The organism is Micromonospora sp. AP08, assembly GCF_008085935.1.
Lineage (GTDB): Bacteria > Actinomycetota > Actinomycetes > Mycobacteriales > Micromonosporaceae > Micromonospora > Micromonospora chersina.
This window is the reverse complement of sequence record NZ_VSEZ01000020.1, coordinates 21649-36164: the sequence shown is the minus strand read 5'-3', so window position 1 is coordinate 36164 and position 14516 is coordinate 21649. Positions and strand designations below refer to the sequence as shown.

Genomic DNA, 14516 nt, shown 5'->3' with positions numbered 1-14516 from the left:
CGACCACCACGGCTTCCGCCGTCAGATGGCCCGGTCGTCCGGCAGCAACCCGAAGACGAGCGAGTCGTACCGGGTGCCGTCCGGGCCGGGGAGCCGGTCGCGCAGCAGCCCCTCCCGCCGGAAGCCGACCTTTTCGAGGACCCGCTGCGAGGCGATGTTCTCCGGTCGGGTGCCGGCCCAGAGCCGGGCCAGCCCGACGTCGAACGCCCAGCCGGCGACGAGCCGCACCGCCCGGGTGGTCAGCCCCCGGCCGCGCGCCTCCGGTAGCAGGCTGTAGCCGAGCATGCCCTGGCCGGTGGCGGGCTCGTCGTACATCAGGGCGCAGCCGCCGGCCACCGCGCCGGTCGCCGCGTCGAGGATCGCGAAATCGGCCGAGCGGCCGGCCAGCCAGCGGCTCTCCGCCAGCCGGCAGCGCCGCTCGATCGACGCCCGGTCCGGCGCCACCGGCGGGACCCGGTTCGCCACCACCTCCGGCAGCGTGTGCAGCCGGTACAGCGCCTCGGCGTCCGCCGGCCCCACCCGGCGCAGCGTCACCACGCCGTCGGTGAGCCGGCCCTCGGGCAGGTCCGGCAGCAGCCGGGGGGTCGGCCCGGGCGGGTCGTCGGCGAGGCGTACCCAGACGGCCAGGTCGTGCCGACCGTGCCGGCCCTGGCCGGCCGACCGGCGTACCCCCTCGTGCCGGAACCCGGCGGCCAGGGCCACCCGCTGGCTGGCCCCGTTCTCCTCCTGGGTGAGCAGTTCGAGCCGGACGGTGCCGGCGGCGAAGGCCGCCTCGGCCAGCGCGCGGGTGGCGGCCGTGGCGACGCCCCGGCCGCGCGCCCACGGCGCCACCCAGTAGCCGATCTCCGCCTGCCCGCGCTCCGCCACCGGGTGGCTGAGGCCGACCGCGCCGATCAACCGGTCGGTGGCCGGGTCGGCGATCACGTAGGCCGCGCCGCCGGTGGCCCAGGCCGCCGGTGCGCCCTCGGTGATCCACCACCGGGCGCTCTCCTCGGTGTACGGGTCGGGCAGGCCGGGCAGGAACCGCTGGGTGAGCGGGTCGGCGCAGGCGGCGGCGGTGTCCGCCAGGTCGGTGAGCCGGTTCCGCCGCAGCCGCACCCCGTACGCCTCGATGGTCTCCGGCGTCATCGCTGGTCCTGCGGGAGCAGCCCGCCGATCCAGACGTCCTGCCGTTCCCCGCGGTGCTGGACGCCGCCGCGGAGGGTGCCCTCGACGGTGAAGCCGGCCTTCTCGGCGGCCCGGCGCGACGCGGTGTTGCCGACGTTGGCCCGCCACTCGATCCGGGCCAGCCCCAGCGTGGTGAAGCCCCAGGCGCAGAGCGCGGCGAGCGCGGCCGGCAGGTAGCCCCGGCCCCGGGCGTGCGGCACGGTCATGAAGCCCACGTCGGCGACGAGCGGCGAGCCGGGGGAGATCCGCAGGTCGATCGAGGCGACGTACCGGTCGTCGGCGTCGGCGACCGCGTAGGAGGCGCCGGTGCCCCGGGCCCAGGCCGCCTGCGCGATGTCCCGCAGGAAGCCCTCGGCGTGCTCCCGCTGGTAGGGGTGCGGCACCGTGGTCCAGCGGATGGTCTCCTCGTCCCGGCAGGTGGTGACGAGCGCGTCGATGTCGCGCTCCTCCGGCGGGCGCAGGCGCAGCTCGGTGGCGCCGGCGGTGGCGAACAGGACCGGCTGGGGCCGGCCGAAGACCGCCGCCCGGCGGGCCTGGAGGGTGTCCGGGCCGTGCGGGGCGGGCTCGCCGGGCGCGGCCAGCTCGGCCGGGAGGAGGGAGCCGATCCAGCCCTCCGGGCGGCCGTCGACCGCCGGGTGGGCCATCCGCAGCTCGCCCTCGACCCGGAAGCCGGCCCGGAGCGCGACCAGCCGGGAGACGTGGTTGCCGATCTCGGCCTGCCAGATCAGGCGGCGCAGCTTCAGCGCGTCGAACGCCCAGCGGGCGACCGCCCGGGTGGCCCGGACCCCCACGCCCCGGCCGCGGGCCCAGGGCGCGGTCCAGTAGCCGATCTCGGCGGAGTCGAGGCCCCGGTCGATCGCGACGAGGCCGCAGGCGGCGAGCAGTTCACCGGTTTCCGCGTCGCACACCGCGAACGGCGCTCCGGTGCCCTCCGCCCAGGCCGTCCCGCTGCCCGTGGTCACGAATCCCAGGGCGTGTTCGGGCAGGTACGGGCGAGGTACGGTGGTCCAGCGCTGGATGTCCGGATCCTGGCAGGCGCGGTACACCGCGTCGGCGTCCTCCGCCCGCCAGGGTCGCAGCAGCAGGCCGTCCTCGGTGATCTCCACAGGCTCCACCCGAGCCATCGTGCCGGATCGTTCGCGTACGGCGTAACCCGATTAGCGCCGCTCAGCGCCCCCGCTCGGCGTTATGTCGGGTTCGCGGCCCCGGACCGCCGCCACCAGTGACCATCGCCGTGCCGGAGCGCCTACGATGGTTCGAGACTGTCTAGGGGAGCGTTGATCCGTGTCGATTCTGGAAAAGGTCCTTAGCGCTGGCGCGGGCCGCATGGTGCGTCGGCTCAAGGCCATCGCCGCCGCCGTCAACTCGATCGAGGACGACTACGTCAACCTCACCGACGACGAGCTGCGGGACATGACCGACCAGTTCAAGGAGCGGCTCGCCGACGGGGAGACCCTCGACGACCTGCTGCCCGAGGCGTTCGCGGTGTGCCGGGAGGCCGCCTCGCGGGTGCTCGGCCAGCGGCCCTACGACGTCCAGGTGATGGGCGGTGCGGCGCTGCACTTCGGCAACATCGCCGAGATGAAGACCGGTGAGGGCAAGACCCTGACCTCGGTCATGCCGGTCTACCTGAACGCGCTCGCCGGCAAGGGCGTGCACGTGGTCACGGTGAACGACTACCTGGCCGAGCGCGACGCCGCCTGGATGGGCCGGGTGCACGAGTTCCTGGGCCTCACCGTCGGCGTGGTGCTGCCCAACCGGCCGGCCAGCGAGCACCGGGCGGCCTACGAGTGCGACATCACCTACGGCACCAACAACGAGTTCGGCTTCGACTACCTGCGCGACAACATGGCCTGGTCGCGGGACGAGCTGGTCCAGCGCGGTCACTTCTTCGCGGTGGTCGACGAGGTCGACTCGATCCTCATCGACGAGGCCCGCACCCCGCTGATCATCTCCGGTCCGGCCGAGCACTCCGCCCGCTGGTACCAGGAGTTCGCCTCCGTGGTGGCCCGCCTCCAGCCCGGCACCGACGGTGAGGGCGACTACGAGGTCGACCACGCCAAGCGCACGATCGCCATCACCGAGCGCGGTGTCGCCAAGATCGAGGACCGCCTCGGCATCGACAACCTCTACGAGTCGGTCAACACGCCGCTCGTCGGCTACATGAACAACGCGATCAAGGCCAAGGAGCTCTACAAGCGCGACAAGGACTACATCGTCAGCGACGGCGAGGTCCTCATCGTCGACGAGTTCACGGGCCGCATCCTGCACGGCCGCCGCTACAACGAGGGCATGCACCAGGCGATCGAGGCCAAGGAGGGGGTGGAGATCAAGCAGGAGAACCAGACCCTGGCCACCATCACCCTCCAGAACTACTTCCGCCTCTACGAGAAGCTGTCCGGCATGACCGGCACGGCCCAGACCGAGGCGAGCGAGTTCAACAAGGTCTACAAGGTCGGCGTCGTGACCATCCCGACGCACCGGCCGATGGTCCGCCTCGACCGCGCGGACGTCATCTACAAGACCGAGAAGGCCAAGTTCAACGCCGTGGTCGAGGACATCGCCGAGCGGCACGAGCAGGGCCAGCCGGTGCTGGTCGGCACCGTCTCGGTGGAGAACTCCGAGATCCTCTCCCACATGCTGCGCCGCCGCGGCATCCCGCACTCCGTGCTGAACGCCAAGTTCCACGCCAAGGAGGCGGAGATCGTCGCCCAGGCCGGGCGCAAGGGCGCGGTCACCGTCGCCACCAACATGGCCGGCCGTGGCACGGACATCCTGCTCGGCGGCAACGCCGAGTTCCTCGCCGCCAACGAACTCCGCCAGCGCGGCCTCGACCCGGTCGAGCAGCCGGAGGAGTACGCGAAGGCGATGGAGGAGATCCTGCCCAAGTGGAAGCAGGCCTGCGACGTCGAGGCGGAGGAGGTCGCGGCCGCCGGTGGCCTCTACGTGCTGGGCACCGAGCGGCACGAGTCCCGCCGGATCGACAACCAGCTGCGCGGTCGCGCCGGCCGGCAGGGTGACCCCGGCGAGTCCCGCTTCTACCTGTCGCTGCAGGACGACCTCATGAAGCGCTTCCGGGCCGGTGCCGTCGAGGCGGTGATGGAGCGCTTCAACATCCCGGAGGACGTGCCCATCGAGTCGAAGATGGTCACCCGCCAGATCAAGAGCGCGCAGGCCCAGATCGAGGGCCAGAACGCCGAGATCCGCAAGAACGTCCTCAAGTACGACGAGGTGCTCAACAAGCAGCGCCAGGTGATCTACGCCGAGCGCCTCCGGGTGCTCAACGGCGAGGACCTCTCCGAGCAGGTCCGCAACATGATCGACGACGTGATCGGCGCGTACGTGGTGGGCGCCACGAGCGACGGCTACGCCGAGGACTGGGATCTCGACCAGCTCTGGTCCAACCTCAAGCAGCTCTACCCGGTGGGCATCACCATCGACGAGCTGGAGGAGGAGGTGGGCTCCCGGGCCGGCCTCGACCAGGACTTCCTGCTCGCCCGCCTCAAGGAGGACGCGCACGCCGCGTACGACCGGCGCGAGGAGCAGCTCGGCGAGGAGCCCGTACGCCAGCTCGAGCGGATGGTCCTGCTCCAGGTGATCGACCGCAAGTGGCGCGAGCACCTCTACGAGATGGACTACCTCCAGGAGGGCATCAGCCTGCGGGCGTATGCCCAGCGCGACCCGGTCATCGAGTACCAGCGCGAGGGCTTCGACATGTTCGCCACCATGATGGACGGCATCAAGGAGGAGACGGTCGGCTTCCTCTACAACCTCGAGGTCCAGGTCGAGGAGCCCGCGCCGGAGGCCGAGGAGGAGGTCCAGCTGCTGGAGAAGCCGGTGGAGATCCGGGCCAAGGGTCTCAACCGCGCGCCGCAGCAGCAGGGCCTGCAGTACTCGGCGCCCTCGGTCGACGGTGAGGCCGGCCGCGGCGCCCCGGTGATCGAGCGCGCCGACGAGCAGGCGCCGGCGCTGGGCATCGGCCGCCCCGAGACGTCGGAGCGCCCGGCGGCCTCCACCCCGCGCCGGTCGACGGCCGGGATGAGCGGCCAGGCGGTCGCGGCGAGCACCGCCCGGCGGGCCGCCCCCGGCCAGGTCGACGCCGCCGGCGAGGGCCCGTCCCGCAACGCGCCCTGCCCGTGCGGCTCCGGCCGCAAGTACAAGCGCTGCCACGGCAGCCCCAACGGCGGCAACTGACCGCCCACCCACCCGCGACACGACGGGCCCCGGCCACCGGCCGGGGCCCGTCCCCGTCCCCGTCTCCGTCTCCGCCCCGGAGCACCCCGTCGATCTTGCACTTGGCGCCCAGACGAAACGGGCGAAAGCCGCATCGCGCGGGCTCAAAGTGCAAGATCGCGGAGGGGGAGCGGCTCGGCGGGGGCGGGGTGGTGGTTCAGAGGACCGTGAGGACAGTGCAGAGCCAGGTGCCGCGGCGGTGCTCCAGGCGTAGCGCGACCGCCCAGCTCGCCCCGCCGGCGCCGGCGAGCACGGCGGCGGCCTCGACCGCACCGGCGCGGGGCTCGCAGACCCGCAGGCGACGGAGCTGGAGGACCGGTCGGGCGGTGCGGCGGCGTGCCGGGCCGGCCCGGCGGGCGGCGCGGGTCAGCTCGGCGGCCACTCGGGCGGCTGCCTCGGGAAGGCAGAGCGGCCGGAGCTGTCCGGGTGGGCGGTAGCCGTTGACGATCTCCAGGAAGGTGCGGACGAACCGGTGCGCTGCCCGGGCCGCCTCCGGGGTCGCGGTCACCAGGGCGGCCGGTGGCGGGCCGACGGAGCGCCCCGGACCGGTCGGCGCCGGCCGCACGTCGGCGGCCCGGCCGCTGGCCCGATCGAACGAGCGACCGGAACGGCGGGTCGGGCGGTCGGCGGCGCGGCCGGCGGGCCGGTCGACGTCCCGGCGCGCATCGAAGAGGTCGAGCGCGAGCTGGTCGACGCTGCCCCAGGCGTCGCCCCAGGCCGGGTCCCGGTCGGTGCAGGGCGGGTCGAGCGGCGGGGCGGGCCGGAGTCGGACCGGGGGACGCGGCGCCAGCGGGCGGCGGGTGTCGACCATCCTCAACCCCTGTTCCTTGCGTTTGCCTTCGTTTGCCTCCGACAGGTTCCCATCTTCGGGTAGGGCAACGCCGACCGTCAATACCGCTCGCTCACTCCGCGTCGCGTTCGGTGAGTGGGTTGCCGCGTACCCAGTCGGCGGTCTCGGCGTACTTGCGCGCGATGTACTCCTCCAGCCGCGCGCGCTCGACCCGCCACTGGCCCCGCCCGCCGATCTTGATGGCGGGCAGCTCGCCGCTGCGCACCATGTGGTAGACCTGCGAGTCCGAGACGTTCAGCTCGGCGGCCACGTCGGACAGCAGCAGGAACCTCGGCTCCACGGTGACTCCCACAGTTGGCTTCGTTTGCCTCAGTTTGCCATCAGGAGCGCCGTCGCCCCAGGCCCGCCACGGCGAATCCGGCCGGGGGACACACCGGCGGGGAACTTCTCCCGGGCGGGTGCGAGGTGTATGACGGTCACGGCGTACGGCATGATCGGCGCCCGGAGCCGGCGTCCGCCGGCCGGGGCCTGACGGCGGGGAGAGACCGGTGACCGACGAGCTTGTCCGGGTGTACGTGCCGGCGACCGTCCCCATGCTGGCCCGGCTGCGCGAGGAGGGCCTGGCCGGCGGGGAGGCGCACGCGGTCACCCCGGAGCTGCGCGAGTGGTACGCCGAGGGCGACGAGGAGGAGTTGGAGTACGTCGCCTTCACCCGGGCCGCCCAGGAGGCGCTGCTGCTGCTCCGGGCCGATCCGGGTGCGCCCCGGCGGCGGGTCGTCGTCTCGGTGGACCTGCCGGCGCGCGCGGTCGGCCGGGTCGGCGGCGAGCTGGGGTCCAGCGTGGTGCGCCTCTCCGGGCCGGTGCCCGTGAAGTCGGTGGCCGCGATCCACGTGGACGGCGCGGAGGCCGTCGAGGACGTGGCCGCCGCCGCCGAGGTGGTGGCGGAGGCGCAGGCCGGCGACCCGGACGCCCAGTTCACCGTCGACGGGGCCGAGGACCACGAGCTGGAGTGGTACGACGTGACCGAGCTGGACCTGCTGCTGCGCGAGGTTTCCTGACCCCCGGAGGGCTCAGGAGTCGGACTCGTCCTCGTCCTCCACGGCGCGCGGGCCGAGGGTGCGGCCGAACAGGACGAGCGCGGTGAGCGCCCCCACGAAGAGCACCCAGATGCCGTTGTCCACCCGCGAGGTGCCGAGCGCCGTCTGGGCCACCTGGTCCGCATCGCTGAGCGCGGCGGCCAGGTCGAGCAGCCCGCGCCCGCCGATCCGGATGATCACCTCGGTGAGCAGCAGGAGCAGGCCCGCGCCGGCACCGGCCACCAGGTACCCCGGCCAGCGCACCTGCGGGGCGACGGCGTCCCGCCCCTCGGCGCGGCGGCGGGCCCAGGCCAGGTAGAGGTACGCCACCAGGCCGGCGATCAGCCCGGCGAGGAGGGATTCGGTGCGGGACACCCACTTCGCGGCGTCGAGCATCGACTCCTGGGTGTCCCCGGCGCCGAACAGGTCGGAGAGCGGGTCCCGGGCGCGGCTGAACAGCACCACGAAGACCTGCGCGGCGAGCGTGGCGGCGGCCAGCCCGCCCACCACCCGGGCGTTGCGGGCCCCGGCCATCGCCCCGCCGATGATCGCCGCCGCGGCCGTGGTGCCGGCGATGGTGTTGGTGGTCGCGTTGTCGGCGTACGTCAGATTCACCGCCACGGCGGCGGCGAGCCCGACCAGCAGGCCGGCGCCGACGGCGGCCAGGAAGCGCAGGGTGGCCCGGCCCAGTCGGTTGGTCACCGCCAGGGCCACCGCGGCGCCGGCCACCAGCGCGGCGGTGATCACGCCGGGCAGGGCGTACGCGGAGAGGCTGATCGCGGTGACCCCGGCCGCGGCCGAGGTGATCGCCGCCCGGGTGGACCAGAGCATGGCGGCCAGCCAGCCGAGCGACAGCACGGCCAGCACCAGGGCGCCGGGCGCGTGTGCGAGGCGGCTCCCGGCGGGCGCGGCCTCGACGGTCTCGTCCGAGGGGGAGTCGACCGCCGGTTCGGTGGCGGGCTGGTCCGGCTCCGCGGCCGTGGAGCTGCCGGGCTGCTTGCTCATCGTCTCCCTCTCGACGGACGCCGGATCGGCCGCGAGGGCCGGGCAGGTCACCGGTCATCCAGCGTACGCGGCCCTCCCGGTCCCCCTCCCGACGCGGCTGGCCGGCCCGAGCGTGCGGTGACGGATCGCAGGTATGGGGTGGGGACGTGCCGAGGATTCGTCGGTGGCGGGCGGCTTGTCGCCTACGGTCCGGTGTGCGGCGGTGCGTCCGGGTGCGCCGGCGCGGTCGGCGCGAACAGGGGCGGTGGAGGTGGGGCCGGGCCCCTCGCATGGAAGAATTGGCCGAGGTCCCGCCGCCGCGACCGGTCCGCCGCGCGGTGCCCGGCACCCGGCCTCCCGGCCGGCGCCCGCGGGTCACTACTCGCCACCGCCGTCGAGATCGCACAGGAGCCTGTGATGGACGCCGTGTTCTCCGTACCCGAGCCGCGCAACGAGCCGGTCCACACCTACGAGCCCGGCAGCGCCGAGCGGGAGCGGCTCCAGCGGCGGCTGGCCGACCTGGCCGCCGAGCGGATCGACCTGCCGATGACCATCGCCGGCGAGCAGCGGATGGCCGCCGGTGACCCGATCGACGTGGTCCAGCCGCACAAGCACGCCCACGTGCTCGGCGTGACCGGCCACGCCACCCACGACGACGCCCGCGCCGCCGTCAAGGCCGCCAAGGACGCCGCGCCCATGTGGCGGGCGCTGCCGTTCGAGGAGCGGGCGGCGATCTTCCTGCGTGCCGCCGACCTGCTCTCCGGGCCCTGGCGGGACACCCTCAACGCGGCGACCATGCTGGGCCAGTCCAAGACCGTGGTCCAGGCCGAGATCGACGCCGCCTGCGAGCTGATCGACTTCCTCCGGTTCAACGTCTACTTCGCGCGCAAGCTCCTGGCCGAGCAGCCGATGTCCTCGCCGGGCGTGTGGAACCGCTTCGACCACCGGCCCCTGGAGGGCTTCGTCTACGCGGTCACCCCGTTCAACTTCACGGCGATCGCCGGCAACCTGCCCTCGGCGCCGGCCCTGCTCGGCAACACCGTGGTCTGGAAGCCGGGCCCGACCCAGCAGTTCGCGGCCCACTTCACCATGCGGCTGTTCGAGGCGGCCGGCCTGCCGCCCGGTGTGATCAACATGGTCACGGGGCGCGGCGAGGAGGTCTCCGACGTCGTGCTCGCCGACCCGGACCTGGCCGGCATCCACTTCACCGGGTCCACCAAGGTCTTCCAGCACCTGTGGAAGACCGTCGGCGACAACATCGCCCGCTACCGGGGCTACCCCCGCCTGGTCGGTGAGACCGGCGGCAAGGACTTCGTGGTGGCGCACACCAGCGCCGACGTGGACGCCCTGCACACCGCGCTGATCCGGGGCGCCTACGAGTACCAGGGCCAGAAGTGCTCGGCCGCCTCGCGGGCGTACATCCCCCGGTCGATCTGGGAGGGCGGGCTGCGCGACCGGCTGGCCGCCACCGCCGACTCGCTCACCTACGGCGACGTCACCGACTTCAGCAACTTCGGCGGCGCGGTGATCGACGACAAGGCGTTCGGCCGGCACGTCGCCGCGCTGGAGCTGATCAAGGGTGACGACGCCTGCCGGGTCCTGGCCGGGGGCACCGCCGACGACTCGGTCGGCTACTTCGTCCGGCCGACCCTCTTCGAGTGCTCGGACGCCGCGCACGAGACCTTCACCACGGAATACTTCGGCCCGATCCTCGGCGTGCACGTCTTCGACGACGCCCGCTTCGACGAGGTGGTCCACCAGGCCGAGTCGATCGCGCCGTACGCGCTGACCGGGTCGATCTTCGCGACCGACCGCCGGGTGGTCGACCAGGTGGCGGAGAAGATGCGGTACGCGGCGGGCAACTTCTACATCAACGACAAGCCGACCGGCGCGGTGGTCGGGCAGCAGCCGTTCGGCGGCGCCCGGGCCAGCGGCACCAACGACAAGGCGGGCTCCTGGCACAACCTGGTCCGCTGGATGTCGCCGCGGACGATCAAGGAGACCTTCGTCCCGCCGACCGACCACGGCTACCCGCACATGGGCTGACCTGCGCGCGGTCGCCGGTGGCGCACGTAGCGTCACCGGCGACCGGCCGGCCGGGGGAGGGCACCGACGTCCCCGGCGGACTGTCGTCCGCCGACAGTGCACATCGGACCAGCCAACGGGTGGCTAAAACGGCAAATCGTGGACGCCAGGTCCGACAAAGTGGCAGCTTAGAGGGCATGGCGGAATCCGGAGTCAACCCGACGGCGGCGGCCCTGCTGGGCCTGCTGCACGACGGCCCGATGACAGGCGGCCAACTCATGGCCGCCGCCGAGCGCCGGCTGGCGCCGTACTGGTCGATGACCCGCAGCCAGGTCTACCGGGAGCTTCCCGTCCTGGCCGAGAAGGGTCTCGTGCGGCTGGGCAAGCCCGGGCCGCGGTTGAGTCAGCCGTACGCGATCACGGCGGCCGGGAAACGGACATTCTCCCGCTGGCTTGCGGAGAACCCCGGCCGGGACACCATCCGTAACCCGATAGCGCTACGGATCGCCTTCGGCAACCTGCACTCGGCGAGCCAGCTCAAGAACCTGTACGCCTCGGCGAACGAGTACCACACCGAGGCCCTGGCGGCGGTGCGCGAGCAGGTCAAGAACGCCAAGAAGGAGGGCGACAGCTACGACGCCAGCGCGCTGGAGTTCGCCGTCGCCTACCACCGGGCCGCGCTGTCCTGGCTCAAGAGCGCACCGGTCGGCTGACCACCTGCGCCGGACCGGCCAGCATAGGCAGTAGGCTTGTCTGTCGTGACCGCTGCCGATTACGCCGAACAGCTCAAGGAACTCGACGCCACCCTCCGCAACATCGAGGCGGTGCTCGACCTCGACAAGCTGCGCGAGCAGAAGGCCCGCCTGGAGCAGGAGGCCTCCGCGCCGGACCTGTGGGACGACCAGGCCAAGGCGCAGCAGGTGACCTCGCAGCTGTCGTACGTCAACGGCGAGATCTCCAAGCTCGGCTCCCTCCGCTCCCGCCTCGACGACGCCGGGGTGCTGCTGGAGCTGGCCCAGGCCGAGTCCGACCCCGGCACCCTGGCCGAGGTCGAGTCGGAGATCACCGGGCTGACCAAGGCCATCCAGGAGATGGAGGTCCGCACCCTGCTCTCCGGCGAGTACGACTCCCGGGAGGCGCTGGTCGCCATCCGGGCCGGCGCCGGCGGCGTGGACGCGGCGGACTTCGCCGAGATGCTGCTCCGGATGTACCTGCGCTGGGCCGAGCGGCACGGCTACCCGACCGAGGTCTACGAGACCTCGTACGCCGAGGAGGCGGGCCTCAAGTCGGCCACCTTCACGGTCAAGGTGCCCTACGCGTTCGGCACGCTCAGCGTGGAGTCCGGCACCCACCGGCTGGTCCGGATCAGCCCGTTCGACAACCAGGGCCGCCGGCAGACCAGCTTCGCCGGCGTCGAGGTGCTGCCGGTGGTGGAGCAGACCGACCACATCGAGATCCCCGAGAACGAGATGCGGATCGACGTCTACCGCTCGTCCGGCCCGGGCGGGCAGAGCGTCAACACCACCGACTCGGCGGTCCGCATCACCCACATCCCCACCGGCATCGTGGTCACCTGCCAGAACGAGAAGTCCCAGCTGCAGAACAAGGCCTCCGCGCTGCGGGTGCTCCAGGCCCGGCTGCTGGAGCGCAAGCGGCAGGAGGAGCAGGCCAAGCTCCAGGGCCTGAAGACCGACGCCGCCGGCTCCTGGGGCGACCAGATGCGCTCGTACGTCCTGCACCCTTATCAGATGGTGAAGGATCTGCGGACCGAGCAGGAGACGGGCAATCCGTCCGCGGTCTTCGACGGCGAGCTGGACAGCTTCATCGAGGCGGGTATCCGCTGGCGGAAGCAGCAGCAGCTCACCGCTGACGGTGCGTGATCGATCTCGGACGCAGCGCGTCATCGATCTCTGTCTGACCGGCTGAATCGACGACGCGACTCGCTTCGGAGGGGCTGGGGGCTTGGCTCTCCGGTTACACCGCGTAGACTCTCGACCCGTGATTCAGCTTGAGCAAGTGACGAAGACGTACCCGAAGGCGTCCCGGCCTTCGCTCGACAACGTGTCCGTCTCGATCGAGAAGGGCGAGTTCGTCTTCTTCATCGGTCCATCCGGCTCCGGCAAGTCCACGATCATCAAGCTGCTGCTGCACGAGGTCACCCCCAACAAGGGGCGGGTCGTCGTCAACGGCAAGGACGTCACGTCGATGCGTTCCTGGAAGCGACCCCACTTCCGGCGTTCCATCGGCTGCGTCTTCCAGGACTTCCGCCTCCTGCCGAACCGCACCGCCTACGAGAACGTGGCGTTCGCGTTGGAGGTGATCGGCAAGACCAAGGCGGTCGCCCGCCGGGTCGTGCCGGAGGTGCTGGAGCTGGTCGGGCTCGGTGGGAAGGAGCACCGCTACCCCCACGAGCTGTCCGGTGGTGAGCAGCAGCGGGTCGCGGTGGCCCGGGCGTTCGTGAACCGGCCGCTGATCCTCCTGGCGGACGAGCCCACCGGAAACCTGGACCCGGACACCTCGATCGAGATCATGCGCCTGCTGGACCGGATCAACCGCACCGGCACGACCGTCGTGATGGTCACGCACGACTCCAACATCGTGAACCAGATGCGCCGCCGCGTCATCGAGATCGAGAGCGGCCGCATCGTGCGCGACCAGGCCCGCGGTGTCTACGGCTGAGCCGCTGACGATCCGCTGACCCTGACGACGAACACCTCACGCCGGAGAGCCGGAGGAATATCCCGATGCGGATGAAGTACGTCCTGTCCGAGGTACTGGTCGGACTGTGGCGCAACGTCACCATGACCCTCGCCATGATCATCACCATGGCGGTGTCGCTGTTCATGCTGGGCGGCAGCGGCCTTCTGTACCAGAAGGTCGGCGACATGAAGGACCTCTACTACGAGAACGTCCAGGTCTCGATCTTCCTGAAGACCGACGTCAACGACCAGCAGCGGACCGACCTCGAGACCAAGCTCAAGGCCGACCCGATGATCAAGGACGTCACGTACGTCAACAAGGACGAGGCGTACAAGCGCTTCCAGCAGATGTACGCCGACGCGCCCGACCTGGTCAACGCGGTCAAGCCCGACCAGCTCCCCGAGTCGTTCCGGCTCACGCTGGTCAACCCGGAGCAGTACAAGAAGATCTACGACGAGTACAAGACCTCCGAGGGCATCGACACGATCGTCGACCAGAGCAAGCTGCTCGACAAGGTCTTCGGCGTGCTCAGCGGCTTCCAGAACGGCGCGCTGGTCATCGCGATCGTGATGGCCGTGGCCGCCCTGCTGCTGGTCGCCAACACCATCCAGGTGGCGGCGTACAGCAAGCGGCGTGAGGTCGCGGTCATGAAGCTGGTCGGCGCCTCCAACTGGTTCATCCAGGCGCCGTTCGTGCTGGAGGCGGTGGTCGCCGGTCTGATCGGCTCGATCCTCGGCCTCGTCGCGCTGATCGCCCTGAAGGTGCTCGCGGCAGGGAGTTCGATGGCGGCCCTGGAGGGCCTGATCACCCCGATCTCCTGGTCCGAGATCTTCCTGACGTTCCCGCTGATGGCCGCCGTCGGTGGTCTGGTCAGCGCGGTGACCGCCTGGGTCACGCTCCGCTTCTACCTGCGGGTCTAGCGCTCGCCGCACGGCTCTCCGAGGACCCTTCCGCGTGGAATAAACCGCGCGGGAGGGTCCTTGTGTTTCCGGTAGCATGATCCGCGCTCCGCGATCGGAAGGGAGGTGGCGCCGATGCCACGGGAAAAGGGTCGCAAGGTGGTCGCCTCCAACAAGAAGGCGCGGCACGACTACGCCATCCTCGACACGTACGAGGCGGGCATGTCGCTGACCGGCACCGAGGTCAAGTCGCTGCGGGCCGGGCGGGCGTCGCTGGTCGACGCGTTCGCCCAGGAACGTGACGGCGAGCTCTACCTGCACGGGATGCACATCCCCGAGTACACCCAGGGCACCTGGACCAACCACGAGCCCCGGCGTACCCGGAAGTTGCTGCTCAAGCGGCTGGAGATCGACCGGCTGATCGGCAAGACCAAAGAGAGCGGCCTCACCATGGTGCCGTTGCAGGTCTACTTCTCCGACGGCTGGGCGAAGGTGGAGATCGGCCTGGCCCGGGGTAAGAAGTCGTACGACAAGCGCCAGGACCTGGCCAAGCGGGACGCCGACCGGGAGATCGCCCGGGTGGTGGGCCGGCGCGGCAAGGGCATGAGTGAGTAAAACGTCCGGTTTGTCCCGGAGCCGGCT

General features: G+C 71.7%; 13 protein-coding genes. 8 read left to right on the top strand and 5 right to left on the bottom strand.

What is annotated here, in order from left to right; all coding sequences use genetic code 11:
- Positions 1–21 precede the first annotated feature (21 nt).
- The gene (locus tag FXF50_RS25795) at positions 22–1128 is read right to left on the bottom strand and encodes a GNAT family N-acetyltransferase (protein WP_148431536.1); all 1107 of its coding nucleotides are present in this window, start codon (positions 1126–1128) and stop codon (positions 22–24) included.
- The gene (locus tag FXF50_RS25790; RefSeq protein ID WP_255510190.1) at positions 1125–2291 is read right to left on the bottom strand and encodes a GNAT family N-acetyltransferase; all 1167 of its coding nucleotides are present in this window, start codon (positions 2289–2291) and stop codon (positions 1125–1127) included. The genes FXF50_RS25795 and FXF50_RS25790 overlap by 4 nt, the downstream gene beginning before the upstream one ends.
- Positions 2292–2451: 160 nt before the next feature.
- On the opposite strand from FXF50_RS25790, the gene secA reads away from it, so the two are divergent.
- Positions 2452–5361, top strand: a complete 2910-nt coding sequence (gene secA, locus FXF50_RS25785; protein ID WP_148431534.1) for a preprotein translocase subunit SecA — start codon at positions 2452–2454, stop codon at positions 5359–5361.
- 196 nt (positions 5362–5557) lie between these two features.
- Here the strand turns inward: secA and FXF50_RS25780 are convergent, their stop codons facing one another.
- Positions 5558–6211 (bottom strand): Rv3235 family protein, encoded by a 654-nt coding sequence (locus FXF50_RS25780; RefSeq protein ID WP_148431533.1) that lies wholly within the window; start codon positions 6209–6211, stop codon positions 5558–5560.
- Between the two features lie 91 nt (positions 6212–6302).
- Positions 6303–6530 carry an AlpA family transcriptional regulator gene (locus FXF50_RS25775; protein ID WP_148431532.1) on the bottom strand — a complete coding sequence of 76 codons (228 nt, stop codon included), beginning with the start codon at positions 6528–6530 and terminating at the stop codon, positions 6303–6305.
- Between the two features lie 208 nt (positions 6531–6738).
- Here FXF50_RS25775 and FXF50_RS25770 point away from each other — a divergent pair, with 208 nt between their 5' ends.
- The gene (locus tag FXF50_RS25770) at positions 6739–7248 is read left to right on the top strand and encodes a hypothetical protein (RefSeq protein ID WP_148431531.1); all 510 of its coding nucleotides are present in this window, start codon (positions 6739–6741) and stop codon (positions 7246–7248) included.
- A gap of 12 nt (positions 7249–7260) precedes the next feature.
- Here the strand turns inward: FXF50_RS25770 and FXF50_RS25765 are convergent, their stop codons facing one another.
- The gene (locus tag FXF50_RS25765) at positions 7261–8271 is read right to left on the bottom strand and encodes a hypothetical protein (protein WP_148431530.1); all 1011 of its coding nucleotides are present in this window, start codon (positions 8269–8271) and stop codon (positions 7261–7263) included.
- Positions 8272–8667: 396 nt separating this feature from the next.
- Here FXF50_RS25765 and pruA point away from each other — a divergent pair, with 396 nt between their 5' ends.
- The 6 genes from pruA to smpB all read left to right on the top strand — a co-directional run bounded on the left by pruA (position 8668) and on the right by smpB (position 14489).
- Entirely contained in the window at positions 8668–10296 is a 1629-nt protein-coding gene (gene pruA, locus FXF50_RS25760) for an L-glutamate gamma-semialdehyde dehydrogenase (RefSeq protein WP_148431529.1), read from the top strand.
- Between the two features lie 176 nt (positions 10297–10472).
- Positions 10473–10988, top strand: coding sequence for a PadR family transcriptional regulator (locus FXF50_RS25755; protein ID WP_148431528.1), 516 nt, complete (start codon positions 10473–10475; stop codon positions 10986–10988).
- 45 nt (positions 10989–11033) lie between these two features.
- Positions 11034–12155: a peptide chain release factor 2 gene (gene prfB, locus FXF50_RS25750; protein WP_148431527.1), complete on the top strand. Its 1122-nt coding sequence runs from the start codon at positions 11034–11036 to the stop codon at positions 12153–12155.
- A gap of 118 nt (positions 12156–12273) precedes the next feature.
- Entirely contained in the window at positions 12274–12954 is a 681-nt protein-coding gene (ftsE, locus tag FXF50_RS25745; RefSeq protein WP_013284225.1) for a cell division ATP-binding protein FtsE, read from the top strand.
- Positions 12955–13019: 65 nt separating this feature from the next.
- Positions 13020–13895 (top strand): permease-like cell division protein FtsX, encoded by an 876-nt coding sequence (gene ftsX / locus FXF50_RS25740; protein ID WP_148431526.1) that lies wholly within the window; start codon positions 13020–13022, stop codon positions 13893–13895.
- Positions 13896–14009: 114 nt separating this feature from the next.
- On the top strand, positions 14010–14489 hold the full coding sequence (gene smpB, locus FXF50_RS25735; RefSeq protein ID WP_148431525.1) for an SsrA-binding protein SmpB: 480 nt from the start codon (positions 14010–14012) through the stop codon (positions 14487–14489).
- The last annotated feature ends 27 nt before the right edge of the window (positions 14490–14516 follow it).